The organism is Klebsiella sp. JN_Kp121, from assembly GCF_040062145.1.
In the GTDB taxonomy this organism is placed as follows: Bacteria; Pseudomonadota; Gammaproteobacteria; order Enterobacterales; family Enterobacteriaceae; genus Klebsiella; species Klebsiella aerogenes.
In genome coordinates this window covers 122,125-147,350 of sequence record NZ_JBEAHX010000002.1, presented here as the reverse complement: position 1 = coordinate 147,350, position 25,226 = coordinate 122,125, and the positions used below count along the sequence as shown (strand labels likewise).

At 49.8% G+C, this 25,226-nt stretch carries 24 protein-coding genes, 3 tRNA genes and 1 pseudogene; 14 read left to right on the top strand and 14 right to left on the bottom strand.

Annotated elements, in window-relative coordinates; genetic code table 11:
• The first annotated feature begins 63 nt into the window (after positions 1–63).
• Complete coding sequence (locus ABLU86_RS03255; RefSeq protein ID WP_020078388.1) at positions 64–1,518, top strand: AMP nucleosidase; 1,455 nt, start codon at positions 64–66, stop codon at positions 1,516–1,518.
• Between the two features lie 50 nt (positions 1,519–1,568).
• Here the strand turns inward: ABLU86_RS03255 and ABLU86_RS03250 are convergent, their stop codons facing one another.
• From ABLU86_RS03250 to ABLU86_RS03220, 7 genes are all read right to left on the bottom strand, one after another.
• Positions 1,569–2,777, bottom strand: a complete 1,209-nt coding sequence (locus ABLU86_RS03250) for an MFS transporter (protein WP_042896351.1) — start codon at positions 2,775–2,777, stop codon at positions 1,569–1,571.
• Positions 2,778–2,792: 15 nt separating this feature from the next.
• Entirely contained in the window at positions 2,793–4,037 is a 1,245-nt protein-coding gene (locus ABLU86_RS03245; RefSeq protein ID WP_042896349.1) for a biotin carboxylase, read from the bottom strand.
• Complete coding sequence (locus ABLU86_RS03240; protein ID WP_348795920.1) at positions 4,034–5,197, bottom strand: ATP-grasp domain-containing protein; 1,164 nt, start codon at positions 5,195–5,197, stop codon at positions 4,034–4,036. Before ABLU86_RS03240 ends, ABLU86_RS03245 begins: the two co-directional genes overlap by 4 nt.
• The gene (locus tag ABLU86_RS03235; protein ID WP_042896345.1) at positions 5,197–6,441 is read right to left on the bottom strand and encodes an ATP-grasp domain-containing protein; all 1,245 of its coding nucleotides are present in this window, start codon (positions 6,439–6,441) and stop codon (positions 5,197–5,199) included. Before ABLU86_RS03235 ends, ABLU86_RS03240 begins: the two co-directional genes overlap by 1 nt.
• Positions 6,442–6,527: 86 nt before the next feature.
• The gene (locus ABLU86_RS03230; RefSeq protein WP_020078383.1) at positions 6,528–7,262 is read right to left on the bottom strand and encodes an iron-containing redox enzyme family protein; all 735 of its coding nucleotides are present in this window, start codon (positions 7,260–7,262) and stop codon (positions 6,528–6,530) included.
• 3 nt (positions 7,263–7,265) lie between these two features.
• Complete coding sequence (locus tag ABLU86_RS03225; protein ID WP_026612260.1) at positions 7,266–7,544, bottom strand: 2Fe-2S iron-sulfur cluster-binding protein; 279 nt, start codon at positions 7,542–7,544, stop codon at positions 7,266–7,268.
• Positions 7,516–8,664: a hypothetical protein gene (locus ABLU86_RS03220; protein ID WP_032708691.1), complete on the bottom strand. Its 1,149-nt coding sequence runs from the start codon at positions 8,662–8,664 to the stop codon at positions 7,516–7,518. Before ABLU86_RS03220 ends, ABLU86_RS03225 begins: the two co-directional genes overlap by 29 nt.
• A gap of 68 nt (positions 8,665–8,732) precedes the next feature.
• On the opposite strand from ABLU86_RS03220, the gene ABLU86_RS03215 reads away from it, so the two are divergent.
• The gene (locus ABLU86_RS03215; RefSeq protein ID WP_223575817.1) at positions 8,733–10,223 is read left to right on the top strand and encodes a PLP-dependent aminotransferase family protein; all 1,491 of its coding nucleotides are present in this window, start codon (positions 8,733–8,735) and stop codon (positions 10,221–10,223) included.
• 151 nt (positions 10,224–10,374) lie between these two features.
• Here ABLU86_RS03215 and ABLU86_RS03210 read toward each other — a convergent pair.
• A tRNA-Asn gene (locus tag ABLU86_RS03210) sits at positions 10,375–10,450 on the bottom strand.
• A 123-nt stretch (positions 10,451–10,573) separates the two neighbouring features.
• Entirely contained in the window at positions 10,574–12,013 is a 1,440-nt protein-coding gene (locus ABLU86_RS03205; protein ID WP_015365870.1) for an EmmdR/YeeO family multidrug/toxin efflux MATE transporter, read from the bottom strand.
• 193 nt (positions 12,014–12,206) lie between these two features.
• On the opposite strand from ABLU86_RS03205, the gene ABLU86_RS03200 reads away from it, so the two are divergent.
• The 3 genes from ABLU86_RS03200 to ABLU86_RS03190 all read left to right on the top strand — a co-directional run bounded on the left by ABLU86_RS03200 (position 12,207) and on the right by ABLU86_RS03190 (position 13,989).
• Positions 12,207–12,282, top strand: a tRNA-Asn gene (locus ABLU86_RS03200).
• A gap of 201 nt (positions 12,283–12,483) precedes the next feature.
• Positions 12,484–12,559, top strand: a tRNA-Asn gene (locus ABLU86_RS03195).
• A 161-nt stretch (positions 12,560–12,720) separates the two neighbouring features.
• Positions 12,721–13,989 (top strand): integrase arm-type DNA-binding domain-containing protein, encoded by a 1,269-nt coding sequence (locus ABLU86_RS03190; RefSeq protein ID WP_032454834.1) that lies wholly within the window; start codon positions 12,721–12,723, stop codon positions 13,987–13,989.
• Positions 13,990–14,200: 211 nt separating this feature from the next.
• Here ABLU86_RS03190 and ABLU86_RS03185 read toward each other — a convergent pair whose 3' ends face one another.
• From ABLU86_RS03185 to leuC, 5 genes are all read right to left on the bottom strand, one after another.
• On the bottom strand, positions 14,201–15,181 hold the full coding sequence (locus ABLU86_RS03185) for a LysR substrate-binding domain-containing protein (protein ID WP_050442677.1): 981 nt from the start codon (positions 15,179–15,181) through the stop codon (positions 14,201–14,203).
• A 65-nt stretch (positions 15,182–15,246) separates the two neighbouring features.
• Complete coding sequence (locus ABLU86_RS03180; protein WP_032454833.1) at positions 15,247–16,170, bottom strand: alpha/beta hydrolase; 924 nt, start codon at positions 16,168–16,170, stop codon at positions 15,247–15,249.
• Between the two features lie 23 nt (positions 16,171–16,193).
• Positions 16,194–17,069 (bottom strand): fumarylacetoacetate hydrolase family protein, encoded by an 876-nt coding sequence (locus ABLU86_RS03175; RefSeq protein WP_032454832.1) that lies wholly within the window; start codon positions 17,067–17,069, stop codon positions 16,194–16,196.
• A gap of 36 nt (positions 17,070–17,105) precedes the next feature.
• Positions 17,106–17,714, bottom strand: coding sequence for a 3-isopropylmalate dehydratase small subunit (gene leuD / locus ABLU86_RS03170; protein ID WP_032454831.1), 609 nt, complete (start codon positions 17,712–17,714; stop codon positions 17,106–17,108).
• Between the two features lie 5 nt (positions 17,715–17,719).
• Positions 17,720–19,141, bottom strand: coding sequence for a 3-isopropylmalate dehydratase large subunit (gene leuC, locus ABLU86_RS03165; RefSeq protein WP_032454830.1), 1,422 nt, complete (start codon positions 19,139–19,141; stop codon positions 17,720–17,722).
• Positions 19,142–19,614: 473 nt separating this feature from the next.
• Between leuC and ABLU86_RS03160 the strand changes: the two genes are divergently transcribed.
• The 9 genes and pseudogenes from ABLU86_RS03160 (at position 19,615) to ABLU86_RS03120 (ending at position 25,216) form a co-directional block, all read left to right on the top strand.
• Entirely contained in the window at positions 19,615–20,862 is a 1,248-nt protein-coding gene (locus ABLU86_RS03160) for an MFS transporter (protein WP_032454829.1), read from the top strand.
• 173 nt (positions 20,863–21,035) lie between these two features.
• Positions 21,036–21,293, top strand: a pseudogene (locus ABLU86_RS03155) (IS5/IS1182 family transposase); the annotation flags it as partial.
• Positions 21,294–21,813: 520 nt separating this feature from the next.
• The gene (locus ABLU86_RS03150) at positions 21,814–22,419 is read left to right on the top strand and encodes a hypothetical protein (protein WP_224244100.1); all 606 of its coding nucleotides are present in this window, start codon (positions 21,814–21,816) and stop codon (positions 22,417–22,419) included.
• 146 nt (positions 22,420–22,565) lie between these two features.
• Complete coding sequence (locus ABLU86_RS03145) at positions 22,566–22,760, top strand: AlpA family transcriptional regulator (RefSeq protein ID WP_032454827.1); 195 nt, start codon at positions 22,566–22,568, stop codon at positions 22,758–22,760.
• A gap of 61 nt (positions 22,761–22,821) precedes the next feature.
• Entirely contained in the window at positions 22,822–23,409 is a 588-nt protein-coding gene (locus ABLU86_RS03140) for a DUF2857 domain-containing protein (RefSeq protein ID WP_032454826.1), read from the top strand.
• Entirely contained in the window at positions 23,399–23,608 is a 210-nt protein-coding gene (locus tag ABLU86_RS03135; protein ID WP_032454825.1) for a TraR/DksA family transcriptional regulator, read from the top strand. Before ABLU86_RS03140 ends, ABLU86_RS03135 begins: the two co-directional genes overlap by 11 nt.
• Positions 23,609–24,005: 397 nt before the next feature.
• Positions 24,006–24,227, top strand: coding sequence for a hypothetical protein (locus tag ABLU86_RS03130; RefSeq protein WP_032454824.1), 222 nt, complete (start codon positions 24,006–24,008; stop codon positions 24,225–24,227).
• Positions 24,228–24,299: 72 nt separating this feature from the next.
• On the top strand, positions 24,300–24,944 hold the full coding sequence (locus ABLU86_RS03125; RefSeq protein WP_032454823.1) for a lytic transglycosylase domain-containing protein: 645 nt from the start codon (positions 24,300–24,302) through the stop codon (positions 24,942–24,944).
• Complete coding sequence (locus tag ABLU86_RS03120) at positions 24,941–25,216, top strand: TrbC/VirB2 family protein (RefSeq protein WP_032454822.1); 276 nt, start codon at positions 24,941–24,943, stop codon at positions 25,214–25,216. The genes ABLU86_RS03125 and ABLU86_RS03120 overlap by 4 nt, the downstream gene beginning before the upstream one ends.
• Positions 25,217–25,226 lie beyond the last annotated feature (10 nt).

Here is a 25,226-nt window from a genome sequence, read left to right as displayed (position 1 = left end):
CGTCATTTTCACGCTGTAGCATACTATCGTCAGTATCAGCAGACCTGAAACAAGGAGCGAATGATGAACCAGAAGGCCGTCAGTCTGACCCCGGAGCAGGCGCTTTCCCAGTTGGAAGCGCAGTATGAAAGAGCGGTTAACGCGTTGCGTAAGGCCATTGGCGAGTACATTCACCACAATATTCTTCCTGATGAAATAGCCCGTGCTGAAGGCTTATTCGTCTATCCTCAATTGTCTGTCTCGTGGGATGGCGCCGAGCACAAAGCCTTAAAAACCCGAGCCTGGGGGCGATTCACCCATTCAGGCTGCTACACCACCACCATTACTAATCCAAAACTCTTTCGCGCTTATCTGCTGGAACAATTAACTCTTCTGTATCAGGATTACGGCGCGCATATTAGCGTCGGCAATTCGCAGCACGAAATTCCCTTCCCTTACGTGATTGATGGCTCTGCGCTGACGCTGGATCGCTCGATGAGCGCCGGATTAACGCGTTATTTTCCGACCACCGAACTGTCGCAAATTGGCGATGAAACCGCCGATGGTCTGTTCCACGCCACCGAGTATTATCCGCTGTCGCATTTTGACGCCCGCCGCGTCGATTTTTCACTGGCACGCCTGAAGCACTACACCGGCACGCCGGTTGAGCACTTCCAGCCGTATGTCTTGTTTACCAACTACACGCGTTACGTCGATGAATTCGTCAGTTGGGGCTGTAGCCAGATCCTCGATCCGGATAGCCCGTACATTGCCCTCTCCTGTGCGGGCGGAATTTGGATCACCGCCGACACGGAGGCGCCGGAAGAGGCGATTTCCGATCTGGCATGGAAAAAACACCAGATGCCGGCCTGGCACCTAATCACTAACGACGGTCAGGGCATTACATTGATCAACATCGGCGTCGGCCCGGCAAATGCCAAAAATATTTGCGATCACCTCGCGGTGCTGCGCCCTGATGTCTGGCTGATGATTGGTCACTGTGGCGGTCTGCGTGAGAGCCAGTCGATAGGCGACTATGTACTGGCGCATGCCTATTTACGTGACGACCACGTACTGGATGCGGTGCTACCGCCGGATATTCCCATCCCGAGTATCGCCGAAGTACAGCGCGCGCTGTATGACGCTACTAAACAGGTTAGCGGCATGCCGGGCGAAGAGGTCAAACAGCGTCTGCGTACCGGTACAGTGGTGACGACCGATGACCGCAACTGGGAATTGCGTTATTCCGCCTCGGCGCTGCGATTTAACCTCAGCCGGGCGGTAGCCATCGATATGGAAAGCGCCACTATTGCCGCACAGGGCTACCGTTTCCGCGTGCCTTACGGCACGCTGTTGTGTGTCTCCGATAAACCACTACACGGTGAAATCAAACTGCCGGGACAAGCGAACCGCTTCTACGAAGGGGCGATTTCCGAGCATCTGCAGATAGGGATCCGCGCCATCGATCTGCTGCGCGCCGAGGGCGACCACATGCATTCCCGCAAGCTGCGTACCTTCAACGAACCGCCGTTCCGTTAATTCATCCACCCGCTTTGTATGGCATCATGCAAAGCGGGTATACCGCAAATCTAACGAGAATAAGCCAGCGTTCGGGATAAATAATATCGATACAATGAAAAGCCTCCCAGGCCTGCGGCAATTAACGAATTCACCAGCCAGACAACTGCAAAGTCAAAGTACTCGAGTATGACGCTGTTGATGGCGTTGGCCGCAAATAACCCGCCAGCCGCCACCAGTGAAATAGCGCCAAAAATCGTTCCGGAGTTAAGGTGTCCGCCAACATGAGTGGCAATATAATCCACCTGTATAGACAGAATCACCTCCCCGGTTGAAAAGGCGATAACGCCCAGCACTATCAATAACCCATAGATCATCGGATTAGCGCCTGGGAAAATTGACAGTATCGCCAGCGAGATAAAAAATAGCACCATCGCGCCCCATGCAATACCGGCACGTAATTCATTAAAAATACGGCTAAATATCGTCTGTGCGAAAATAACGAACAAGGTATTAACGAAGAAAACCACGCTAACAAAATACTCGCTATACTGGTGGGTGATAAATATTGGCAACAGGTACTCAATATGAGAGTAAAAATACATAAAGAAAAATTGCAGGGCAAAAACGGGGAATAACGCTGGATTAAACAGGCTAGCCGAGAGCTCGACTATCAGCGACCGGCGCCCCGCCTCAGTCGGCCGTAATTGACACGCCTGCTTTGCGCCAGACAGCATCAGCCCTACGACGATATGAATCAGCGTAATCGCAACGCAAGCGCCTTTAAAATCCAGATTAATCAAGTATACGCCAATAAGTGGCCCTATCGCCGCCCCCAGATTAAATGCAGCATTACGCCAGGCGATAACCTGTTTTAACTTTACATCATCTTCTTTATAGCGTGTAAACAATAACTTACGAATGGCGGGGTTAAACAATGCCCCGCCAATACCATTCATCACCGCAGAAACGAGCAGGATCTCATGATTCGCATTCAGAGCCAGAAGCGCAAACGACAGCGCGCGCACCCCCACCCCGGCCAGGGCGGCATAAACGGCAGGAAAAATATCAGCCATGCCGCCGCCAAATAAAGCGAAAACGCGCTGTGAAATGACTTTAATTGAGACCAAAACACCGGCAAATGCCACGCCATAACCTAAATTATCTGACACATAAATGGCATAGTAGGGATTGATAATAAAACTGCCGAGGCTGAATATGAACAACGACAGCAAATAGTTCAGACTACGTTTATCGTGCCAGATAAAAGAGGATTTCATTTGTACTCCACGCGCTTAGCTAATTTCAGTGGCAGACTCAATAGCCGCCGCCAGCGTCTCTAATGAATTGAGTAACTGCTCATGGCTACTGTCGCGCAAAATGATATGGCCAATAAAATCGGCATTCGTCTTAATTTCGCCATTAAGGATGTCGCCGATTTTGGCTGAAAAGCTGGCTTCATGAAGCGTAATACCCGCCTGCAATGCCAATTGCTCAACATCTGGTAATGCCTGCAAGGTTCCTGATACGCGGGCCCGAAGCATGCGGATACCAGAGTAATAGTTCTGTTTGAGCGGCTCAGCCGTATATTTACCCTCCGCAGCCCAACGTAGCCACAGCAGCCATGGATTGAAATTTTCAAAGCTCAACATCGCCAGATCCCAAATATGCATACCGGCAGGGCGCATATTGGTTTCAACAGCGGCCGTCGCGCCGGGAAGTAAAAATATTTCGTTATGCCAGGCGCCATTCGACGGCGACACCAGTTCACGCATATGTTCGCCTGCAGAACGCAGCAGTATTTCATCCGCCGGGGTCAAACAGGCAGGCACCACCTGTTGATACTCCGCACGGTAGTGGCCTTCAGTAGTATGCTTTTCCGTGATCCACTGCTTACCCGCCACACTATCCCAACTAAATTCTTTCGCATTTTCGATAAGAGATTCCACCAGGATCCCTGCTTCGCGATAAGGCGCCAGTGAAGCCCAGATAGACTCGCATTGCTCAATACACTCAATCACCTGGCACCCGCGGCTATTGCCCTCCTTCGCTGGCTTGATAAACGCCTTACCGCCTAACGAATCGACCAGATCTTTAAGTTCATTCAATGATGTTACCGGCTGGCTGGTTACCGTCCGATAACCGGCGGGATGGAATGAAGCCCTGGCATCCAGTTGACGGAATATTTGCTTATCCAGCCCTGCTTTTGCTTGTTCTGGCAGCGCGCCGGGTAGTGCGTTTTTTTGCGCCAGCAGCGCCCCCAAAGGAACACCTCGATCGGAAAATGGTAAAATACCGATGGGAGAGAGTGATTCGGTTGCCAGATATTGATGAACGACATCCGCTGAGGCCGGGAGTTGTGTAACTTCAAGCGTTGTTTCAATCACCAGATCAGCAAATTGCTCATCGCTTGCTGTTTTTTTCTCAGTAATTAATACAACTTTGGCGTCAAAATATTTTTGTGCCTCAACGCGAATTTTAGCAACATCATAAATTCTGACGTTATTATATCCAACGACAATAAAGCATGGCGTATTCATGATAAGGCTTCCACTGTGCAGGTATTAAAAATTGACTCAATGACTCTTGCGATTTTCGTTTGCTCGCCAAAGACCACACCACTCAATGGTGAGGTTGTCGGTGAGTAAGAAATTGTGCCGCGCGAGGAGACATCCTGATTGGATTGATAATGCAGTAGATTTTCCTGCCACTCCTCAGCCGAAAAGTTGAGCGTATAAGCAGAGTTAAGCTGGTGAGCTGGATAGACGAACCAGCCATAGTAGACAGCATTAATAAGATCGATACACACTGGCGGATTACCAAACGACTGGTAACGTAAATCAGCGTGATAAAGATTAAGGCCTGTACGTAACTGGAATGTTTCAGCCACTGCGGCCCCGCCAACCCGTGCGGCAACTTCCAGAAACCAGAAATTACCTTCCGCATCTCGAATAGCCTCAAAATGGAAACTGCCGTTCTGGTGTCCTAATACACTTAGGGCGTTAACGACTAAATCGATATGCGCGGCTTCAGTAGCGGTTTGTACCGATCCCAGCGGCACGCCATCGGCAAAGCTCAAACAGTCTCGAATATAGTGACTACTCACGAAAGCCAGCGGTATTCCTTTATGCATCCAACCATCAAAATGGTAAATAACGCCATCAATAAATTCTTCAACCAGCATCGTTTCATCATCCTTAAGAGCTAACGATGCCTGTTTGATAGTCGCGAAATCCCCCACCACAATCCCATTGCTGGAAGCCTCAGTTCGTGGTTTAAGCACGAATTTACCCGCACGAGGCGCTAGTTGAATAAATTCCAGCGGATGCCAGAACTCAGGCTGAGGAATCCCCTGCTGTTTACAGCGACTGCGCATAATCCATTTATTGCGCAAAGGAAGAATCTCAGCCAGTTTATCGCCGCTAATCGAAAAATGCTCCCGCAGGGTCGCCGCGGCAAGCAGATCGTATTCGGAGCGAGAAATAATACGATCGGCATACTCAAACACCGGCGCATAAAAATTAATTAACTCAGCTGGCTCGAAATGCTGACTCTCCAGCATGATCACCTTCGCCTCGGAGGGGAAATCATCAGAGTTCCCCTGCAGGCAAATATAATAAACCTCATGCAGTTGGTGGTCGATAATCTGATCGTAGCGGATCTTGTCAAATGGAATACGATGCAGGATGACTATTTTCATTACTGATACTCCGTAATCAGATAATCGTTGGTTTGCTTAAAAAATATAGGGTGTTCAGATATCGCCATATCGGTAATATCCCACAACGCCATACCTAAAAATATTTCGCGTTCCACCGAAGGTAATTTATCCAGGGCTTTATAAAGCACTTTTTCTTGCACTGCGGGTAATTCGAGAGTACTGCGTTGAATACGCAGCAGCGTTTTCCCTGACTGGCCGAAGAACACGCGGAAAAATGTCGTTCGAGCCGGCGCAGCACTACGCACAGGGCTCCTCCCCAGGATTAACATCAGCCAGGTTTCCAGTAAGCACGCTCCGGAATGAATTTTAGTGCTATCAACAATATAGGCCCCACCAATCCGGGGATTAATCTCTACGACTTCCCATTGCAGTTGTGGATCGAATTTCATCTCGACATGATAAACGCCGGTATCGGCACCGAGCGCTTTCATTATTTCATCCAGACGTACTTTTCCCGCTTCCACCTGCGCCGTCGTTAACGATCGCGGCGGGCAGATACAGGCTCCCTCCAGTACAGAATAGGTTTCCTGGGTCACGTCAAGTTTCTCATGAACAGCCAGAACATCCATTACGCCGTTATCAATAGCGATCTCAAAGCTGCACTCTACGCCGGAAATAAAGCCTTCAAGAATAAAGCCATTATCGCGAGAAAAAATGCCTTCATAATTTTTGTCTTCCGCTGCACGCATCCACAGGTGTTCGAGTTGAGCATACTCCGTCAATGATTTTGCAGGAAACGTTCCCATTGACGCTAAACCAATACGTGGTTTAATAAAATACTGTTCAGGGTGACTTATGGATTCAAATAATGCTTCATTTAAAACCTGGCTTGTGACGGCCGTTAGCCCTGCGGCCTGTAATACCTGGCGCATAACTAGCTTATCGCGCAGCCTGGCTACCACCTCTTCGCTAATATCCCTGGCACCAAAAATGTGGTTGGCATAAGACATCAAGTGGCGATAACCATCCCATACGCTAAGACATCCGGCAAAATCGACATTCTTACCCGTCGTTTGCAAAAAAAGATCGATATCTGCTTTTTCTAAATATAATGAAGAAGTAATGCTAAATTGTTTTTCATCAATTTCCCACTGCGGTGCTGTCGCCTTACTTGAAGTAGATGAGAGGACGTAGCAAGCATAGCCATTATCCTCAACTATCTTTTTTATAGGCGCCACCATCGATAATAATTGATGTGATAAAATAAGAATTGCTTTGTTCATCACTGCCCCACCAACTCTGTCGTTTAATAATCAGGTTGCAGTAATCCCTGCAACCTTAATTGCATTGTGACTATTTTTATTAGTTTTTATGCGTTGATTGTTTTATTATGTAATTCAACAAAGAATAACTTCAACAACTCCTGAATTTCAGAGAAATAGCGTTTAAGATCCTGAATATCGTCATCAGACTCCACCAGCAGACTCAAAATATTCCACATATCCTGGGTATGATCCTCAACAAGGTCAGTATTCAAATGTGCGGCCTGGCCGATAATCTTATCTTTACCCAGAGATTCACCGAGTGCCTTAATCTGTTTGGGCGTCAGTTTTTGAGTAGTGTATTCGACAAGGTAGCTATAGCAAACCACGCCCAGTGGTTTTTCGTGCTCGGCGACAAAGTACAGGAATCCACTGAGAAGACGTGTATAGAAGCTAGGTTCAGTGCTATAGATAGTCTCTTTACTAATACCCTGGCTCTCAGCATCCTGAATGAACAAGGTGTCATGAAGCATCTCTTCATCCTGATAAGCGGCGTAGAGCTGTGCGGCTTCAGCATTAAACTGGGTGATTTTATGTAACGCATTAGCCTGGGCGCTACGCATCAGGCGAATACGCCATGCATGTTCAATCAACGTCTGCTGATAGTACGCTTTGTTAATTTCTTTGCCTTCAAGATGTTTTGCCGAAGGAACCGTATTTTCCCACTCGATGATCTTGGTATCAAGAAAGTCGTCGATTTCACGTTTTACCTGCGCGCTTTTTTCTGCATTCAGAAAAGGTTCATTACGTACAATAGACGTGTCTTTAATACGATTTTTCATACATTACTCCAGATAGTTTTCAATTAAAGTGACATCACCGCTAATTTTGCACTGGCACGCCAGCCGCACCGTTTGATCTTCTATACCAAGCAATTTGAATAAACGTTTCTCTTTTAAAGTCTTGCCCGTGATATTCTCCATCCCTGATAATACCTTGACTCGACACAACCCACAGTTTCCAGTTTTACAACCAAACCTCATGTTCTCCCTGCATTCTAAAAGGCTCACCACATCCCTGAAAGTGAATTCAGTTTCACTTTTCACAAACATCACTGACGGCATCTATATTTTCCTTATAGAATTTATTTGATGAGTACTTATATTTCCACAGCCAAAGTAATAACGCGACAATAGAAATTAAAGAAAGCACTTCTGTGTTAATCGCCACCGGAAAATAACGCATAACCAGAACCGTTAATCCTGCGCCAAGACTGACGGACAACTCTTTTATTAACAGAGAATTTTCTTGCGCTGCACAATAGTCAATATAACTCAATGCACATTCAGCAATTGATAGTATTGTTAGCCATACCGCTGCTCCCCAAAAAGTATAAACATGGAAAATGCCAGGTACTGCCAAAACGATCAAACCAAGAAGTATAATCACTATCGACATCAGCATTGCTTTATCGCCACTGCGATTAATAAGCGCCATTAATGGTATCTGTATTAATGCAACAATTGCGCTGTTAAAGATGATCATCATGCCATACCAGGCTGGTAGAGTCTGTCGATGAACCAGAATTTCCTGCGGCAGGATAGAGAATACCGCAAATAATTTAACCCCAGTAACAATCCCTGCTAATACCCATTTCAACTTTCCAGATTTGGCAAAGTTCTTCGTCAGTAGCGTCTGCGCCGTCAGGTCACTTGATAAACTAAAATGGCGTGCGGTTGGTAAACAAACGAGCAATAAAGCAGCAATTACAATATAAAATAATAATGGACTCCAGTGCGGATAGAGTAATAATAACCCGGCACACAGACTGCCGAGATTAAGCATAATTTTATTATTAGCCGCTCCTGCCGGGGTTCTGGCCGCATCATTCTTCACGATATAACCCAGCACGGCGACACCATAGCTAAAGAGGACCACCGCCAGCCAATTGACGCCCGTTGCAACATTTAGTGCTAATAATACTATTCCCAGCAGCGACACCGACAGAGTAACTATTAATGCACGTTGACCAAACAGACCTAGCGTCAATGGGGTCAATATCAACAGAAACCGATAACCAAAAGCCAGTAAGGCATTACTGGTCGTGTCTAACCAAACATTGGCCTGCCCGAGCAGGGAAAACAGGGCAATTGCAGAGACCATCCGTAGTAACAATAGCTGGGCGGAAGACGTTCCCAACCTTTTGATAAATAATAAATAAAAGTTATTTTTTGCCGCTGTCATACACTCATCTTCAGAACCACAATTGATGGGCTAAAGATATATCGCGTTAGAGTAGTACTGTTCATAGAATGTTTAGCGAAATATTCGCTTTCCTTACAGGTAAAATCTCCGGTACAGTTCGAAGAGTCAAGGCAAGTATCAGAGGTAGCCCCATTTTTAGCTTATCCCAACTACAACTGGTGAATGGCACTGCCAAAGTCACCCAGATTGTTGATTTTATCAGCGCGGCAATCATCGGCGGCCAATTATTACCGGGCAGTCGTTTACCTTCCCTGAGGGAATTCTGCGACCAGGTTGAAACCAGTAAATTTACCGTTGTGGAAGCACTGGAACGTTTGCGTGCCAGAGGACTGATCACCTCTATTCAGGGAAGAGGATATTTTGTCAGCCACGCACGGCAAACGACTGAGATTGACGCCGACAAGCCTCTTTCGTTAGTCAGCCCCGATCTGCATTCAAGACTGAAACACGCTTTTGCAAAAAGTAGCGATATTCTTCGTCCTGGATGCGGTTTTTTGCCTGAAGAGTGGTTGGATACTGAGTTTTTCCGTAAAGCGCTACGCCAAATTATTCGCAAACCGCAGCTAAAATTCTCTGAGTACGGTAATCCACGAGGATACCTGCCATTGAGAAAAACACTGCAGATGAAAATGAATGAGGCGGGAATTAGCGTACCGGTTGAGCAGATTATTATGGCGAATAGCACCATGAATGCCATCGACATGCTGTTCCGTATTCTGATCAAACCTGGCGATACCGTGCTGATTGACGACCCTTGCTATTTCAATTTTCGCGCCAGCCTGAGTCAGCATCAGGCCAATGTTGTTTTTATCCCTCGCGGTCATACAGGGGTTGATATTGATGAGCTTGAAACCTTATTAAAAGAGTCCAGGCCCAGGGCTTATCTCACCTCCGGACTAATGCATAACCCCACCGGGCAAAGTTATAGTCTGGAAGAGATGTTTGCTTTAATCACCGTATTAAACCGCTACGATTGTCATCTCATTGAAGATGACCTGTATCATGACCTGATGGAACCGGCAACCAAGCCAATGTCGGCGCTTGCCGGGCTCACTAATGCCAGTTATATATCCGGCTTCTCAAAATTGCTGAGCGCCAATATGCGGGTTGCCTATATTGCAACGAACCCATTGCTGGCTGAAAAATTAGTACAGCTAAAACAGCAGACTGGCGGCGTCACCTGTGAATTTACCGAGCAGACATTACATCAATTCTTCCGTGACGGTAGCTATAATCGCCATCAGCGCCGGCTTATTGGTAATTTGAGTGACGTCTCCTCGCGGGTAAAAAGCTGGCTTCAGGAAGCAGGTTGTCGTTTCCCGGTCGTCCATTCTTACGGGTTGTTTTTATGGGCTGAATTGCCTGAACATATCGATAGTGAAACGCTGGCTGAAAGAGCATTAGCGCAGGGTCTGGCTCTGGCGCCAGGTACGCTGTTTTGTCAAAAAGCAGAAGGGCTACGCTATATGCGCTTTAATATCGCCCATAGCCACAATGATAAAGTTGCCGCGCTGGTTACCCGGTTACTAAAACCCTAATCCCTTGCTGAGACAAACCTGACTATGTGGTTTGTCTCAATACCTTAGACTGACCCCATCTGACCAGTAAAACAAAAAAGCCTGATGATACATTAGCATCATCAGGCTTTTTGATAACTTCACGAAGCGTGACTTCATGAAGTACTGAATTTGGCTCCTCTGACTGGACTCGAACCAGTGACATACGGATTAACAGTCCGCCGTTCTACCGACTGAACTACAGAGGAATCGTGTGAACGGGGCGAATATTAACGACCACGCTCAGCCATGTCAAAGATGTTTTTTATAATGGCGATCGTTTGCCGATTTATTCTTCACTTCGTCTAAAAAGTAACACTTATCCAGTATATTCATGACTTTTCTTCCAGCCGAGCCTTTAATCGCGGGTACTTCCACAACCAACGCCCGGTGATCATCCGGCGATAGAACAACAGGCCACGCACCGCCCAGTCGAGCACCATACCCAGCCAGACGCCGATGACGCCCATGCCCAGCATGATCCCCAGCGTATAGCCAGCTACCACCCGGCAGCCCCACATACCCAGCATCGACACCCACATGGTGTAACGCACGTCGCGCGCGCCTTTAAAGGCGCAGGGCAAGGTCCAGGAGAGCGACCAAATTGGCATAAACAGGGCATTGAGCCACAATAACTCTTTAACCACCACTTTTACGTCTTCTTCGCTGGTGTAGAACGAAGCGATCAGGCCAGCGAACGGTGCGGTGCCCCAGGCAATAAGCGTCAGAATAATAGTCGACAGCCAGAACACGAACCAGGCCTGACGTTCCGCCTGACCAACCTGCCCTTTCCCCAGCCGTTTACCGGTAATAATGGTAGAAGCCGATCCCAGCGCGTTACCCGGCAGGTTAATTAACGAAGCCACCGAGAAGGCAATAAAGTTCCCGGCGATGACGTTGGTCCCCATACCGGCAACAAACATCTGCGTCAGCAGCTTGCCGCCGTTAAACAGTACCGATTCGATGCTCGCCGGGATACCAATACCCATCACCTCCCAGATAATGGCAAAGTTAAACGGCTTAAAGTAACTCTTCAGCGAAATACGCAGCGCCGGGTTAAAACCTGTCATCAATACCCAAATGGTTGCCAACGCGCCAATATAGCGGGCAATAGTCAGCCCCAACCCGGCGCCGACAAAACCGAGCCCCGGCCAGGAGAAGATGCCGTAAATCAGGATACTGCTGATAATAATATTGAGAATATTCATCCCGCCGTTAATTAACAGCGGTATTTTGGTGGTCCCCGCGCCGCGAAGCGCGCCGCTACCAATTAAGGCAATGGCCGCCGCCGGATAGCTCAGCACGGTCAGTTCGAGATAGGTTAGGGCCAGCGCTTTAACCTGAACCGTGGCGTCGCCGGCAACGATATCGATAATCTGCTGGCCAAAGGCGTGAATAACCGCCGCCAGCACGATCGAGAACAAGGTCATGATCGCCAGCGATTGCCGCGCAGCCGCCCTCGCCCGTTTTCTGTCGCGCTTGCCGAGGCTGAAGGCCACTACCACGGTGGTGCCAAGATCAATCGCGGCAAAGAACGACATGATGACCATATTAAAGCTATCGGCCAGGCCCACCCCGGCCATCGCTTCTTTGCCGAGCCAGCTTACAAGGAAAGTACTCAGCACGCCCATCAATAATACGCAGGCGTTTTCCAGCAGGATCGGTACGGCAAGGGGACTGATTTCACGCCAGTAGAGCACACGATAGCTCTTGCGCTTTTTAAACCAGGACGTGCGCGCTACGGCCTGGCGTACTGCTGAAGTGACGTTCAAGGGAGACCTTAGTGAGAAGAGTTGAAACAACATTTCAAATGATGATTGAGAAATGCTAATCCTGCAAAGTATTTTTCCTGGTAAATTGTCGGCAAATACGACAAATTGTTGATAGATGCGGCAGGCGTGACGCTGCAGTTGAATTGATGTTTGACAAAAATTTTTTCGCCGCTAAGATACCACTCCACACGATTCCTCTGTAGTTCAGTCGGTAGAACGGCGGACTGTTAATCCGTATGTCACTGGTTCGAGTCCAGTCAGAGGAGCCAGATTCAAAAAAGCCTGCTTACGAGCAGGCTTTTTTATTTCCACAACTTTAGCTTTTCATCCCTCTGAATTCGCTCAAATTTTCGTTTAAAAAGTAATAAAATCACCGCTACTGCTGAATTTACCAGCGAACGATCGCAAAAGACGTATTCTCCTTTGACATCCCGTAACACACTCGCTAACATGCGCCCCGTTCACACGATTCCTCTGTAGTTCAGTCGGTAGAACGGCGGACTGTTAATCCGTATGTCACTGGTTCGAGTCCAGTCAGAGGAGCCAGATTCTTGTTTTCATGCCGCTTTGCAAATCCCTGTGTGATTCAGATTCAATAAGTTAGCGTGAAAAGTCTTCCCGATGTATTTTCAGTTTACCCTCCGCATCGGGAGAATTTGGTGGTCAGATTTGGGGTCAAGTTGGTTCGATGACGGAGTGACCCCCAAATGTCTCTTAACGACTCAAAAATCCGCAACTTAAAACCATCCGCAAAACCCTTCAAAGTTTCCGATTCTCACGGTCTGTATCTTCTTATCAAACCCGGCGGCTCACGTCACTGGTATCTCAAGTATCGTATCAGTGGTAAGGAATCCCGTATTGCGTTGGGTGCTTATCCTGCTGTTTCCCTCTCTGATGCACGACAACAACGTGAAGGTATCCGTAAGATGCTGGCGCTGAACATCAACCCGGCAAAGCAGCGGGCCGCTGAACGCATTGCAGGCACACCGGAAAAAGTGTTTAAAACCGTGGCGTTGTCATGGCATAAAAGTAACAGGAAATGGTCACAGAACACTGCTGACCGTCTGCTTGCCAGCATGAACAATCATATCTTTCCGATTATCGGACATCTGTCAGTGTCAGAACTTAAACCCCGGAATTTCATTGACCTGCTGAAAGGCATTGAAGAAAAAGGCTTGTTGGAAGTCGCGTCCCGCACGCGGCAACACCTTTGCAGCATCATGCGCCATGCGGTCCATCAGGGGTTGATCGACACCAACCCGGCGGCAAATCTTGATGGTGTAACGGCTCCGCCCGTCAGACGGCATTATCCCGCCCTGCCGCTTGAACGGCTGCCTGAGCTGATTGAACGCATTGAGGGATATCATCAGGGCCGTGAGTTGACCAGACTGGCGGTCATGCTGACGCTGCATCTGTTCATTCGCTCCAGTGAACTGCGTTTTGCACGCTGGAACGAGATTGATTTCAGAAACCGGATCTGGACCATACCCGCCACACGCGAGACCATTACAGGAGTGCGTTATTCCGGACGTGGTGCCAAAATGCGCACACCGCATATCGTGCCGTTGTCCCGACAGGCCATCTGTATACTGAAACAAATAAAGGAAATCTCAGGTCATCTGGAAATAGTATTCCCCGGTGACCATAGCCCTTACAAGCCAATGTGTGAAAATACGGTCAACAAGGCACTACAACTGATGGGCTATGATACGAAAGTAGATGTCTGCGGACATGGATTCCGGGCAATGGCATGTAGCGCTCTGATGGAATCCGGACTTTGGCTTCAGGACGCCGTTGAACGCCAGATGAGTCACCAGGAACGAAACACCGTTCGCCTGGCTTATATACACAAAGCAGAGCATCTTGAAGCCCGCAAGGCCATGATGCAGTGGTGGTCGGATTATCTGGATACATGCCAGGAAGCATATGTACCACCTTTTATTCGAGTACGAAAAAATACCCACGAGACATTTTAGCTAAAATAAAGCCGTATCAGCCCATGCTGGTACGGCTTTATTTTATGGGTCTATCGTTCAGCCCCTACTGTATGAGGAAAGATACAAATACCACGATGGAGTAACTTGGGAGGATGTGGGAGACTTGCCGACGGAGCTAACGGCTCCAGGCTGCAACCCGGCGTGGTAAGGACCGCTTACCAGTCCCGATAGCGCGCCAGCAGGCCCTTCGTTAACAAAGCTGGCTCTTCCCATCCTCAGACGTTATTTTTCCCCACAGCGCGTCGCTGACGGGAGGAGTTTGCTGAAAATAGTCCATCAGGAAATCGATGCATACCTTCAGCTTTGCCGAACCTGAAGTGCGGTTGGAGTAAACAGCCCAGATGTTGGCGCTCTGATGCCACGACGGAAGAATTTGCACCAGTTCACCGCTCGTCAGATAGCGCTGAACCTCCCACAGGGAGCGAAGAATAATCCCGTGGCCGTTAAGCGCCCAGTTCAGCACCACTCTGCCACTGTTGGAGGAAAGCTGGCTGCCGATATGCAGTTGCGTGCTGTCGAGCCCGTTGGTGAGCGGCCAGACACCGAACTGCGCGCTACGCTCCTGGATGACCAGACACTTGTGCTGCTTGAGATCGCTTATCTGAGCTGGTGTGCCGTGCCTGGCAAGATACTGCGGCGCGGCGCACAGCACCCGTCGATTGAGCGAGAGCCTGCGGGTAATGTAGAGATCTTTAATATCGTCGCCGACGTGGATCTCGAGATCCACGCCCTCTTCGATAAGGTCAACCACCTGGTCGGTCAGGGTGAGCTTAACGTTTAGCGCCGGGTAGCGTTCCGCCAGCGCGGAGAGCGCGTTTGCCATGTACGTTGAACCGAACCCAAACGAGCAGCTAATGTGGATATTTCCCTCGATGGCGTCGCGCCAGGCGGCAAGCCCCGACACGAACTCGTCCATGCTGTCCAGGACGGAGATCGCTCCGCTCAGCGCCTTATGCCCGTCGGCGGTGAGCCGGATAGTGCGGGCGCTGCGATAAAACAGGCGCATGCCAAGACTTTTTTCAAGCAGGCCGATACGCTTGCTAACATAGGAGGGCGATAGCCCAAGCTCAGCCGCCGCGTTGGCAAAGCTCTCCTTGCGCACCACGGTCAGAAAAACGTTCAGATCTTCGATAAGCGGCCACTGCGCCCGCTGCTTGTCATGAGTGCTCATGTGCATGCCATCCGGAGAATAAAAAATGAGGCCCGTTCTCGAGCCTCGTTGGCGGCGCAGAACCTTCAGGAAAGGAAGGGCATGATGACCCTGAGCATCTCCTCCGGGCACTCCTCCTGAGGGCTGTGTCCGCAAGGCATTGGCACGCCGCTCACGTTCAACGCCTTTTCCTGCCACGTTGATATTACATCATAAAGTTGGCCTACGGTGCCTTTTGCACCCCACAGGGCCAAAAGCGGGCTTCCGATACGCAGATGCTTATCGGCTTCATCGTCAGCCAAGTCTATCGTGGCCGCCGCCCGGTAATCTTCGCAAACCGCGTGCAGCGTTTCCGGGTTCTGATAGCAGCGCAGATATTCGGCAAATACCTCCGGCTCCGTCGCTCCTGGCGTTTTCAACTGTCCGCTAATGTGCTTTTGCAGGAAGAAGGTCGGGTCGGAGGCTATCAGCTTCTCCGGTAGCGGCGCGGGCTGAATCAGGAAGAACCACCAAAAATAGCGCGTGGCAAAAGCCTTATCCGTACGTTCATACATCGTGGCCGTTGGCGCGATATCAATAAAGACGCTGCGCTTAACCTGCTGCGGATAGTCCAGCGCCAGGCGATGCCCGACGCGAGCGCCGCGGTCGTGCCCGATAAAGGCAAACCCGTCGTTAAAGCCCAACCGCGCCATCAGCAAAACGATATCCTTTGCCATCTCGCGCTTGGAATAGGTGCGGTGCTCGGGGTCGCTCGGCGGCTTGCTGCTGTCACCGTATCCCCGAATATCGGGCATGATGACGGTAAAGCGTTGAGCAAGCGTGGGGGCAATCTTGCGCCAGGTTACATGGTTTTGCGGGTGCCCGTGCAGCATCAGCAGCGGCTCACCCTGACCGCCAACCGCAGCGCGCAGGCGGATGCCATTGCCCAGTTCAACGTCCAGTAGCCGGAAGCCAGGAATAAAGGCAGACTCACCTTTATCTTTAATGCCTTCAGTGGTAACTATCATCATCAAACTCCTTATGTTTTCTCCGCTCAGGCTGGTATCTCAACCACCTGACGCGCCTCGCTGACCGTGTTGCTCAGGCGGCCAAGCCCCTCAATCTCCACCTCAATGCGGTCACCCTGGCGTAAGAATAACGGGGGAACGCGCTTTTTACCCACACCACCCGGCGATCCGGTAATGATCACATCTCCAGGCATCAGGCGAGTAAAAGTGCTGATATAGCTAATAAGCTCGGCGATCTTATGTACCATATTGCTGGTGTTATCGTCCTGTACCATCCGCCCGTTCAGCCAGGTGTGGATAGCCAGCGCCTGTGGATCGACAATCTCATCCTGAGTGGTTAAGTAGGGTCCAAACGAGCCGGTCTGCGGCCAGTTTTTACCGGCGGTATACCAGGTATGCTGCCAGTCGCGCACGGAGCCATCCATGTAGCAGCTGTAGCCTCCCACGTACTCCAGGGCCCGTTCGGCGCTAGCGTGAAAGCAGCTTTTACCAATAATGACGGCAAGCTCGCCCTCATAATCAAATTCAGCGCTGGCTTCCGGTTTGAGCAGTGTGCCGTTGTGACCGGTCTGCGAATCGGCAAAGCGAATAAACAGCGTGGGTTCGTTATTCTTTTCGTCAAACTCAAGGCGCTTGTCGGCGTAGTTCATGCCCACGCAGATGATTTTGTTCGGATCTTCGATAACCGGAAGATAGCTAATATCCTCCAGTGCGTAGTCCGGCTGCTGCTGTCCGTAAGCGGCAGCTTCGACCAAAGCGTCACCAGCCAGCAGTGATTTGATAGTCGGATAACGTGCGCCTATCCGCGTCCCCAGATCGATAACGCCGTTTTCGGTCCATATGCCGTAACTTTTATCGCGGCTATTTTTGCCGCCCTGATGCATAAAACTGACCAGTTTCATAATGTTCTGCTCACTCCTCAGAGTCGTTCTTACGTTCTACGCCACAAGCCACGGGTGCGTGGTAAAGTGGCGCTCCTCAAAATCACGTATTTCCTGCTGATATTGCAATGTGTAGCTAATCGCATCGTGCCCTTGCAGCAGCATCTGCTTTTTCAGTTCATCCACGGCAAAGGAGAAGGCTGTTTCCCCTGCCTGAATGCGTTGTTGCTGTAAATCAACGGTGATGTGATTACTCGTCGGATTACCTGCCACCTGGGACAGCAGGTCGATATCCACTGCTGAAAGCGTCAGGGTTAGCACGCCGTTGCGCTGGCAGTTGTCGTTAAAAATACCGGCGAAGCTGGTGCCGATAAGCGCCCGAATACCGAGCTGGCGTAGCCCCCAAACCGCGTGTTCGCGGCTGGAGCCGCAGCCAAAGTTAGGGCCAACGATCAGAAACGTCGCGCCGCGCCACTCGGGGCGGTTGAGAATAAAATCGGGGTTGGGCTCGCCGCTGGCTAACCAACGCTGGTCGTAAAAAGCACCCTTATCCAGTCCGCTGCGATCGATGCCCTTAAGGAACTGTTTGGGCATGATGACGTCGGTATCAATGTTGGCCGCCATCATCGGTGCGGCAATGCCGGTAACGCTGTTGAAAGGTTCCATTTTGTCTATTGTTCCTGCTGCAAAAACTGGCGTACATCGACCAGGTGACCGGCTACCGCGGCGGCGGCCACCATTGCCGGGCTCATCAGATGGGTTCTTGCTCCCGCGCCCTGGCGACCGGCAAAGTTGCGGTTGGTGCTCGACGCACAGCGATCGCCCGGCATCAGTACGTCCTCGTTCATCGCAAGGCACATCGAGCATCCGGACTGGCGCCATTCAAATCCCGCGGCAATAAAGATTTTCGCCAGCCCTTCTCGTTCGGCGCGGGCGCGTACCTGGGTTGAGCCTGGTACGATGATTCCCCTGACCCCCGGCGCGATTTTTCTATCGCGCAGCACCTGTGCGACGGCGCGTAGATCTTCAATACGCCCGTTGGTGCAGGAGCCGATAAAGGCGTGGGAGATAGGGATGCCGCTGAGCGGCATGCCGGGTTCAAGCCCCATGTAGGCCAGCGCGTGTTGCATGTCGCGCCGCCTGGATGGGTCCTGCTCATCGGCAGGGTTGGGAACGATATCGGTGATGCTGCCGCCTTGATCGGGGCTGGTTCCCCAGGTGACGCGCGGCGTCAGGTTTGCGCAGTCAAGCACCACTTCTTTATCAAAGACCGCGCCCTCATCGCTGTGCAGAGTGCGCCAGTGGGCGAGAGCCTGCTGCCACATTCCGCCCTTAGGGACGCGCGGCGCGGATTTGATATAGGCAAATACCTTGTCGTCGGGCGCCATGAACGCGCCGCGCGCCCCTGCTTCAACCGCCATATTGCAGACGGTCATGCGCCCTTCGACGCTCAGCGCAGCGATCGCTTCGCCGCAAAACTCAATTGCGTAGCCCGTCGCGCCATCCGCGCCGATTTGGGCGATAAGCAGCATGACAATATCTTTTGCCGTCGCGGCAAACGGCAGCTCGCCATCCACCCGGACGCGCAGCGTTTTCAGTTTTTTATAGGCCAGCGTCTGCGTCGCCAGCATATGCTCAATTTCAGAGGTGCCAATGCCGAAGCCGAATGCGCCAAAAGCGCCGTAGGTGGTGGTGTGGCTGTCACCGGCAGCAATCACCATGCCCGGCAGCACCATCCCCTGTTCGTGGGCGACAACGTGTTCGATACCCTGACGCTCATCCATCACGCCAAAAAGCTCGAGGCCAAAATCCCGGCTGTTCGATTCAAAATAGCGAACCTGGAGTTCACCGCCCGGATCGGTCATCTCTTTAGTGCGCTCGGGGCGCGTTGGGTTAACGTGATCGACGTTGAGTAAAATACTTTTTGGCTGCCAGACCTGACGTTTCGCTTCGCGTAATCCGCTGAACGCCTGCGGGCTGGTATACTCATTCAAAATAGAGCGATCGATATACAGCAGCACATTACCCTGTTGGTCTAATTGTCGAATAATATGTGCATCGATTATTTTATCGTACAACGTTTTAGGTTTCATGGTTGGATCACCTTGCTTATATACTGCAATAACAAAAGGCATTGCTCACGTCACCAGAATATTAGCAACCGCAGCGAAAAAGCTTAAGTAAAAGCATGACATACAGCCATGAGGCCAAAGAACACGGATCGTGTTTTATGTAACACAATGATATTATTAATTTTTTTATCCATGAGCGATGATCTGGCGATCTACTAATAAAAGTGTGATCGCAATAGCTTGAAAAGTGAAAAAAATAATAATGCAAGAGTTAATTCTCAGCTCGCTGCACGCTGGCTGAGCGTAAGATCATTGGAAATAAATAAGATGCACGATTCATAATTCAATCTATTACGCCTGGTGAGTATCGCGTGGCAATAATTAATGTATAAATCCTATGGTTATTTGAACAGACAACCTGATGATGCGCTAACGCTTTTTGGGCATATCGCGCGTACCACCAAAATTATCTAAAGAAATTGTGAGGAATAAAAATGAAGCCAGCAGCGAATAACATCGGACTCAGGAATTATTTACCCATACTGCTCACGCTGCCGCTGGCCGGACTGGCGGAGCTTGCCTCTCTATACTCTATTCAGGCGCTGCTGCCAAAGCTGGCGGAGGTTTACCATATTCCGCTTAATCAGGTTGGCCTGATCCTGTCTGCCGAAGTCGGCTGTTTGGCCCTGGCCATGCTGTTTACCGGCAGCCTTTCCGACCGCTTTGGACGCAAGCAAACTATCGTCGTTTCACTGCTGCTAGGCGGCATTTTGACGCTGATGTGCACGACCGTCAGCGCCTGGCCGGAGCTGGTGCTTTATCGCGCTCTGCTTGGCCTTGCCGTCAGCGGCATCACGGCGGCGGTCACCGTTTATATCTGCGAAGAGGTATCTCCCGTTCTGGCGGGCGTAGTCACCGGCTATTTTATTTTTGGTAACTCGCTGGGTAGCATGTCGGGCAGGGTTTTCGCCACGCTGATGATGGAACACGTTTCGCTGAACGTTATTTTCATGCTGTTTGGCGGTCTGCTGATCTTTATGGCGTTTTACGTTCTCTATTTCCTTCCGGCGTCGAAAAACTTTACCCCGAGCACCGCGCTAAACCTGACGCAGATGTTAAAAGGCGGTATTGAACATTTTAAAAACAGAAATATCTCTCTGGCCTACGTTATCGGCTTTATTCTCTTCGGCTCCTTTACCTCTATTTTTAACTTCGTCGCCTTCTATCTTCACCGCGAACCGTTCAATCTCTCATTTACCCATATCGGGCTGATCCCCGTGAGCTTTGCGCTAACCTTCTTCTCCGCGCCGACGACCGCCAGGCTGGCCGTGCGGTTTGGCGCCATGAATATGCTTAGCATGCTGCTGATGGTGATGATTGTCGGCGCCGCCATCAGCATTTTTGCCACCACCGCGGCGGTATTTATTTTCGGGGTGGTTGTCCTCTCGGTGGCCTTCTTTACCTCACACTCAACCATTCTCTCCTGGGTGAGCAGGCACGCCTCTCATGCTAAAGGACAGGCAACGGCATTTTATCTCTTCTGCTATTACGCGGGCGGGGCGGTGCTGGGCTACCTCAACGGTTTCGTTTTTGCCAAAGCGGGATGGAACGGGCTGGCGCTCTCCGTGATTTCCCTGCTGGCGATTGGGCTGCTGCTTAGCCGTATTCTGCATGCTGCCAATAAGCAAAGAGTAATGGAGACGCGCGAGATGGTTAATATCGGGATCGATGCCGATAATTAAGTACAGAATCTGGCCCGATTCCGCGTAAAGTTCGGCAGCGGGCCGGATACTTTATTGAACCCTGTACGCCGTAAAAAGCGTGGCCCCCGTGACTACGGGGCCGGATGATTAAGCGCATCATTAAATTTTATTTCTGCAGCATCCACGACGCATTTTAGCAGGACAGGAGCGATGGTTACGAAGCGGAGTGATTGAAAAACGTATCTGCTGAGCGGTCGTTACGAGCCGCATATCCAGTCCCGTAAAGAGGAGTCTGATGCCAGTAAAAATATGACTGCAAGGCCCATTGTTGGGTCGTTGAGGGGACTCATAGCTGGATGAATCACTTTCGCCGGGCCCTGACCCGATGGGAAAAGGAGACCGAAAGTTACAAGGCCATGCTGCATTTTGCCTGTGGTCTTATTGTCTGGAATAAGATCCTATTGAGATAGGCTCTTAATCTGGTATTCGTTCTTCTTTTTGTCTACTGCTAAACATTGGGCCGAACACGGGGGCCTGAAGCGCTAAGCAGCCTCCGTTTCAAAATAATCCAGACCTCACAACATAATAGATACCGCACCCTGAAATAAATTCCACTGAGAAATTTTATGAATTTTTTTTGAAAAAACCAATAAAAACAGAGGAGAATTATCATGTCAAAAAAACAACCATTATCAAATACAAAACATAGTTCGCCTGACTGGCTGACTATAAGTGAAGCAGTCGAGATAATAAATAAAAAAGGTTGGAAATTAAAAAAAAAGTGACATTTACAGGCATGCACTACATGGTAGCATTCGTCTCTCCATTTACTTTCAGTCGCCATTTACATTACGGAAAATTCAAAGGTCAGGCTACAAAGTAAGGCTTAGAACATCTGAAATGTCATTAATAAATCGTTTATGCCTTCTTGACAAAAAAACCTTTCTTAACGGGCATAACTTTATTATTAGCACTGCTGGCAAATATATCATGCCCACACAGAGAGTTATTGATACTCCATTGATTGGATATGAATATGTTCTAATACAGAGATTACTTGCCCATTCCCTTAAAATCCCCTTACCTGTAACAGGAGCCATTGATTTTAATCATGGCATAACAGTCAGCTTACAGGGGGAAATATATCAACTATTCGACAGGGTAACGTGGAAAAAAAGAATAAAACAAAAAATCATGCAACTCCCTAAAAATATTTCACAAGATGTACATGAAGAAATATTCTCTCAGAGGATACACGATTACCTGGAAAAAGAGTATTTCCCGGCTCATGTTCTACCTCGGGATGCCTGGTTTGTCATTCGACACGCTGAACTTGATAAATTCATTAACATAGAGATTAAGAACAAAATGAAACCATTATCTTCAACACGAATATCAACACCATTATCTCGTCTTTTCTGGCTGGCCTGCAAACATAATGAGACGATCAGCCCACTAATCCGGCAGCCCTATAAACTTCTGTCCATTTTTGAACAGTGGGCCTTTCATGATGGTATTACAGACCATCTGAGTGGCGATACGCTGAAAAATGCGCTGGAACGGGGTTCTCCTTCTTCTACATCCTTATCTAACTGATCAGATATTTATCCGTCTCGATACATAACCCGTATTAAGAGGTTACCCGCGCTTAATACGGGTTCATTAGCTTTTCCTTCACCTTTCACCGTGTTTTTTTGTTGTCTCCGGGCTTACCCCGTTTATTTCCACCACAGGAGAAAACGATGACAGCACATCAGTTATTACGTCTGAAACAGGTTGAAGAAAAAACCGGTCTTAAACGCTCTCAGATTTACCTGTATATGAAAAACGGAACCTTTCCTCGTTCAATCAAGATAGGCCCATCCAGTGTGGCATGGCTTGAATCCGAAATTGATGAGTGGATCAACCTGAAATTATCCGGACGCGAGGGCAGTTGAAAATGTCCATCTATTTTTTATTTTCTGAACTTCTCCAGAAATAGCATGAGGCGATAACCGGATGATCCCATCAATTAATTACTCCATCATAGCCAATGCATTGCATGCACTGAAAGAAGGCAATATTCGCCACTGTGAATCTCTGGGATTTACTATCGACGAAATAAATGCTCTTGATCAGTTATCCCTTGATGAACTGTTTACTGTCAGCCGGGCGGCGGCACCCTTTGTTTCGATCATTGTCCGCCATGATGTTCTGCATCATTTACTGGCGCAGGCCCGCCAAGAATACCGGCATCAACAGGAGATTAACCGGGCTATCCGCCTGGGTGGCTCTATCGCGTTGCTCAACCACTATTTTGGCCTGACATCAAATGAAGTCTGCCTTCGCCGTAGGTTGCTGGGTGTCAGCGTGCCGTATGGCCGGACACCTGAACCGGATGAAAAGACGGATGCGGCTATCTGGCTGCAATGGCAACAGTGCCGGGTGGAAAACCTTGAATCGCCTGATGCTCTGATGGCTATGATGCAGGTGACGGAAGCCCTACTGCCGAAGACCGAAGGACTTTTACTCACTACGGTCTGGAAGCGTATTGCACTTTGCGAACAGGAAGTTGCCGCTGACAGGAGGACGTCATATGCCGGATGAGATCGATCGCGATCAGGAATTTAATGAACAGCGACTGGAGGAGATGATTGAGCAGAATCGCTTTAAACCGGGACCAACGCCATCATTATTCTGCTGTCGTGTATGTGGTAAACCCATTCCTGAAAAACGACGGCAGACACTGCCTGGCATAGCAACTTGTACCGAATGTCAGGAACAACTTGAGCGTTGCAGACGCTGATAATAGCGATAAAGACGTGCGGGGATATTATTTCCCTGCATGTCTTTCTGGTTCTATGAAAATATAAATACCTATTTATTGTCTGCTACGTATATTTCGCTTTCCTTCCGCATATGATAATCCTTGTCAGGATATCTCTCTTATTTTCATTTTGACTTTATCATTTATATCCCTGGCAAAATATATGAATCTGAAAATGCCATTACTGCATGGTTGCCTTGATGGACGTTAATTCGTCCGGGCCAGGTATCGCTCTTTAACAACCGGGATCAGGCTGTCACGTAACCACAATTCAGGGTGCCGCTGAATGTTCTCGCTGACCCGTTAAAACCGGAATGCAGAATCGGGATGTGATCGGTTTATTTCATTCACTGTTGTTTTGATTAAAGGAAATTCCATGAGGAAACCCGTTTATCACGTCTTTGTCACTCAGGAAAGCCAGCCCAATGCACAGGGTGAAAAAAACACGTACTGGACAAAAGTTGGCGTGGCCTTCGCGCATAACGGCAAGCCCGGCCTGAATATCGTGCTGATACCCGGTATTGCTGTTTCCGGCAGGCTGGTGCTGCTCGAACCCAGAGAAGACAGCGACATTTCGCAGGATGCCTCTGCCGCTTAATCCATTTTCTCTTCCTCTCCTCCGGCGGCGTACTTTTCTGTAAGCCGCCAGTCTCTCTGTTACGAGGCCAGCATGCTTTCCACCACTGCCTTTCTGGCACTGGCGGTGCAGTGCGCCGCCAGTATTCACCCGTCCACGTCGCTTGACGTGGCGCGGGTCGAATCCGGTTTCCACCCTTACGCCATTGCTGAAATTCTGCCAGACAGCCGGGGCGTGATTTCACATTTCCCCACGAGCCTGTCGGAGGCGATCCGCCTCACCGGACGGCTGGCAGCACGGGGCAGACGCTATTCGGTCGGCCTGATGCAAATCACCAGCACCAATTTCCGCCATTACGGCGTCACGGCCAGCGACCTGCTTAACCCTTGCGTCAATCTGTCGGTATTTGAGCGCATTCTCGATGACTGTTACCGGCGCGGCGGCACCCTGAAACGGGCGCTCAGTTGTTACTACTCCGGCAACTTTGAAACCGGCCTGCGACCAGAATCCGCCTTTAACCAGACCAGCTACGTACAGCGCATTGGCTATGTCGTCCCGTCCACGCGGGAAGACCGGCAGCGTACCCCTGACCGGAACGTACAGCCCTCTGTCCGTTATCCCGCCGTTGTACTGAGCGGCGAGCCTGTCGGTGCCACTGCGCCGGTCCTGACTTCCCTCCATTATCCCAACGCCGTCATTCGCGGCACCGTTCCTGTTGTCATTCACGAGGAGAAATGATCATGCGTCAATGCAATATAGTTGCTGCTTCACTCCTGCTGTCCACTCCGGCGCTGGCGGTAGATGGCGGATTTAACAAGGCGAATGAAACACTGAGCAACACCTCAACCGGTCTGCTGGGACTGGCCGCCGTCACCATCACGCTGGCAACCATGTGGGTGGGCTACAAGGTGCTGTTCGATGGCAAGAGCCTGCATGACATGCGTAACGTCATCATCGGCGCGATCCTGATTGTTGGCGCGTCCGGCTTCGGTGCCTACTGGGCATCATAAGGGAGGCAAC

What these genes read in the sequence shown, in the direction of transcription:
- ABLU86_RS03255 (WP_020078388.1), top strand. Translation starts at nt 64, where the DNA reads ATGAACCAGAAGGCCGTCAGTCTGACCCCGGAGCAGGCGCTTTCCCAG.
- ABLU86_RS03250 (WP_042896351.1), bottom strand. Translation starts at nt 2,777, where the DNA reads ATGAAATCCTCTTTTATCTGGCACGATAAACGTAGTCTGAACTATTTG.
- ABLU86_RS03245 (WP_042896349.1), bottom strand. Translation starts at nt 4,037, where the DNA reads ATGAATACGCCATGCTTTATTGTCGTTGGATATAATAACGTCAGAATT.
- ABLU86_RS03240 (WP_348795920.1), bottom strand. Translation starts at nt 5,197, where the DNA reads ATGAAAATAGTCATCCTGCATCGTATTCCATTTGACAAGATCCGCTAC.
- ABLU86_RS03235 (WP_042896345.1), bottom strand. Translation starts at nt 6,441, where the DNA reads ATGAACAAAGCAATTCTTATTTTATCACATCAATTATTATCGATGGTG.
- ABLU86_RS03230 (WP_020078383.1), bottom strand. Translation starts at nt 7,262, where the DNA reads ATGAAAAATCGTATTAAAGACACGTCTATTGTACGTAATGAACCTTTT.
- ABLU86_RS03225 (WP_026612260.1), bottom strand. Translation starts at nt 7,544, where the DNA reads ATGCCGTCAGTGATGTTTGTGAAAAGTGAAACTGAATTCACTTTCAGG.
- ABLU86_RS03220 (WP_032708691.1), bottom strand. Translation starts at nt 8,664, where the DNA reads ATGACAGCGGCAAAAAATAACTTTTATTTATTATTTATCAAAAGGTTG.
- ABLU86_RS03215 (WP_223575817.1), top strand. Translation starts at nt 8,733, where the DNA reads ATGTTTAGCGAAATATTCGCTTTCCTTACAGGTAAAATCTCCGGTACA.
- ABLU86_RS03190 (WP_032454834.1), top strand. Translation starts at nt 12,721, where the DNA reads ATGTCTCTTAACGACTCAAAAATCCGCAACTTAAAACCATCCGCAAAA.
- ABLU86_RS03185 (WP_050442677.1), bottom strand. Translation starts at nt 15,181, where the DNA reads ATGAGCACTCATGACAAGCAGCGGGCGCAGTGGCCGCTTATCGAAGAT.
- ABLU86_RS03180 (WP_032454833.1), bottom strand. Translation starts at nt 16,170, where the DNA reads ATGATGATAGTTACCACTGAAGGCATTAAAGATAAAGGTGAGTCTGCC.
- ABLU86_RS03175 (WP_032454832.1), bottom strand. Translation starts at nt 17,069, where the DNA reads ATGAAACTGGTCAGTTTTATGCATCAGGGCGGCAAAAATAGCCGCGAT.
- leuD (WP_032454831.1), bottom strand. Translation starts at nt 17,714, where the DNA reads ATGGAACCTTTCAACAGCGTTACCGGCATTGCCGCACCGATGATGGCG.
- leuC (WP_032454830.1), bottom strand. Translation starts at nt 19,141, where the DNA reads ATGAAACCTAAAACGTTGTACGATAAAATAATCGATGCACATATTATT.
- ABLU86_RS03160 (WP_032454829.1), top strand. Translation starts at nt 19,615, where the DNA reads ATGAAGCCAGCAGCGAATAACATCGGACTCAGGAATTATTTACCCATA.
- ABLU86_RS03150 (WP_224244100.1), top strand. Translation starts at nt 21,814, where the DNA reads ATGCCCACACAGAGAGTTATTGATACTCCATTGATTGGATATGAATAT.
- ABLU86_RS03145 (WP_032454827.1), top strand. Translation starts at nt 22,566, where the DNA reads ATGACAGCACATCAGTTATTACGTCTGAAACAGGTTGAAGAAAAAACC.
- ABLU86_RS03140 (WP_032454826.1), top strand. Translation starts at nt 22,822, where the DNA reads ATGATCCCATCAATTAATTACTCCATCATAGCCAATGCATTGCATGCA.
- ABLU86_RS03135 (WP_032454825.1), top strand. Translation starts at nt 23,399, where the DNA reads ATGCCGGATGAGATCGATCGCGATCAGGAATTTAATGAACAGCGACTG.
- ABLU86_RS03130 (WP_032454824.1), top strand. Translation starts at nt 24,006, where the DNA reads ATGAGGAAACCCGTTTATCACGTCTTTGTCACTCAGGAAAGCCAGCCC.
- ABLU86_RS03125 (WP_032454823.1), top strand. Translation starts at nt 24,300, where the DNA reads ATGCTTTCCACCACTGCCTTTCTGGCACTGGCGGTGCAGTGCGCCGCC.
- ABLU86_RS03120 (WP_032454822.1), top strand. Translation starts at nt 24,941, where the DNA reads ATGATCATGCGTCAATGCAATATAGTTGCTGCTTCACTCCTGCTGTCC.